The sequence below is a fragment of the Olsenella sp. HMSC062G07 genome, assembly GCF_001811895.1.
Lineage (GTDB): Bacteria > Actinomycetota > Coriobacteriia > Coriobacteriales > Atopobiaceae > Olsenella_F > Olsenella_F massiliensis.
On the sequence record NZ_KV806951.1, the window covers coordinates 1089679 to 1091654 of the forward strand.

At 58.8% G+C, this 1976-nt stretch carries 4 protein-coding genes; all 4 read right to left on the minus strand.

Features of this window, described 5'->3' with window-relative positions:
• Positions 1 to 60: 60 nt before the first annotated feature.
• Positions 61 to 426 carry a hypothetical protein gene (locus HMPREF2826_RS08100; protein WP_070640825.1) on the minus strand — a complete coding sequence of 122 codons (366 nt, stop codon included), beginning with the start codon at positions 424 to 426 and terminating at the stop codon, positions 61 to 63.
• An 89-nt stretch (positions 427 to 515) separates the two neighbouring features.
• Positions 516 to 767: a hypothetical protein gene (locus HMPREF2826_RS08105; protein ID WP_070640827.1), complete on the minus strand. Its 252-nt coding sequence runs from the start codon at positions 765 to 767 to the stop codon at positions 516 to 518.
• A gap of 3 nt (positions 768 to 770) precedes the next feature.
• Positions 771 to 1244: a toxin glutamine deamidase domain-containing protein gene (locus HMPREF2826_RS09800; RefSeq protein ID WP_083307342.1), complete on the minus strand. Its 474-nt coding sequence runs from the start codon at positions 1242 to 1244 to the stop codon at positions 771 to 773.
• Positions 1245 to 1376: 132 nt separating this feature from the next.
• The coding region (locus tag HMPREF2826_RS08110) for a DUF4417 domain-containing protein (RefSeq protein ID WP_168163995.1) at positions 1377 to 1976 on the minus strand (600 nt) is incomplete at its 5' end.

The following is a 1976-nucleotide window of genomic DNA, read 5'->3' on the forward strand; positions in this document are numbered from 1 at the left end:
TCGGGCAACGAAAAAGCCGCCCAGTCGGACGGCTTCGAACGGCTCAATTGTCTCTAGTTTCTAGATTTCGGGAATCTTGCTCATCACGCAGCGCTCGACGATGGTCTCGCACACCTTCTTGAGCAGCGGGTATGACAGGTCTAGCCCCGCGTCTTCGAGCGTCTTGGCCATCAACGCCCACGCGCAGTCGTCCTCGATGTCGCGCAGGAACGCGGCCCCCTCCCTGGTCAAGCCCTTGGCGGTGCCGTTGTTGTACGACGGTTCGAACTCCATGCTCGACTCGACGAGCCCCTCTTGCCGCAGACGGGACAGCTCGCCACGAACCGCTGAAGCGTCGCCGAACCGCTGGAAGTCGACGAGGTTCAAATCGCCATCGGAACAGCCGATGAACACCAGCATGTTTCTCATCAGGTTGTAATCGCGCATCGCGCACCCCCATCAAGCTAGAAAGCCGCCCCGAAGGACGGCTCTTCGCGGCGGTGGGATTTGGACCCACATCACCCTATCAAGTGCCTCTAGATTTGTCCCTCGGATATAACCTTGCCGACGTCTTCTGCATCGGCGCTGAGATTGAAGAAGATCGGAGCATAGTTAAGCGCGGCATAGTCAGATTTTCTGATGACAACAGGACTGTAGTCGCCTCCGACTCGCTCTATTCCGTCTTCGTGGGAGAACACGTAATAGTCCCTATACTCTTCGTAGTAATTTATCTCGTGAGGGTACTTCTCTTTGGCTATCTCCAGTGCCTTCTGGAATGATGTCCCCATCGCTTACACCTTCTGCCTGGTAAACGCATTCTTGGCGTACTCAGTAAATTGCTGATTGTCGATGCGGGTAATTCTTGCATTCGATACTTTTTTCAGAGTAACGCCGCTATACCGCCTGTTTGTCTGCGGGTCTACGTAGAATATTTTACCATTGCTGTTCTCAGAAATAAAAACGTGCCCCTTGCGGCCCTTGCTAACGCGGACAATCGCGCGTGCGCCGTCGCCATACTCACGCATCTGGCTTTCAAGTTTGCGAGACGACCTTCCAACATCAATAGTCTTTGGGTTTGACAGGCCGCGGAGGTAATCCCCACCATACGGGAGCAAATCGCCTGAGTACGTCGGGAGTGCTGTAACGTCGTATCCCCTACGTCGTGCCTCATATGTGAGGACGCACCTCTGGCAATTTGAAGAGTACGCATCATATTCAGCGTTGTAATGGGGATTTGCGCCTGCGGAGGCTTTCGCCGGTGACAGAGGCTTGCCTTTTCCCCAAGCGCTTCTGACAGAGTACTAGGGATTCGTGGTCCAATAACGTTTTCTTCTGCGCCCCCGTTACCCCCACCCGGATGAGGTTCGTACATTCCCCCGCTGGATGACCACGAACCCCTACCGCCCATGGAACCCACCCGCCTTGTACTCGATTACCTCTGCGTCCCCGAAGTCGAAGTCGATGCGGCTGCCGTAGAGGAGCACGCGCGGCGGCTCCAGGCGCCGCATGGCCTCGCGCATGCCGTCGCGCCAGACCTCACGAGCGCCCTTGTCCCGCGCCACGCCCACGGTGGAGACTGCGACCGTCGAATGCCTCGGGACGCCCCTGAAGCAGAACCGGTAGCTCGACGGCTGCGCCCACGAGAGCGTCGGCACGACCGTGACGCCGTGGTTGTCCCAGTACCAGCCCAGCGCCGCCGAGCGGTAGCGGTTCCACTCCTGCATCGCGTCGGGCATGTCCATGTACAGGCTGAAGTCGGGCGTGAGGACGAACCTATAGGGCTTCAGCACGTCCAGATACGCGCCGGGCCGCTGCCACACGCGCTCGAACTGGTAGTCGTCTATGAAGAAGTGGCACCCGAGGTCGGCCTTGTCGGCGGCGTCGGTACTCTTTGCGTAATTGAAGCCCTGGAGCTCGCGCGCCCCCTCCGCCCGCTGAGGCGGAAGCGGCGGAAAGCCGTCGCGCCCGCAGTCGAAGCGGCTCACGACGCGCCAGAA

What these genes read in the sequence shown, in the direction of transcription:
- HMPREF2826_RS08100 (WP_070640825.1), bottom strand. Translation starts at nt 426, where the DNA reads ATGCGCGATTACAACCTGATGAGAAACATGCTGGTGTTCATCGGCTGT.
- HMPREF2826_RS08105 (WP_070640827.1), bottom strand. Translation starts at nt 767, where the DNA reads ATGGGGACATCATTCCAGAAGGCACTGGAGATAGCCAAAGAGAAGTAC.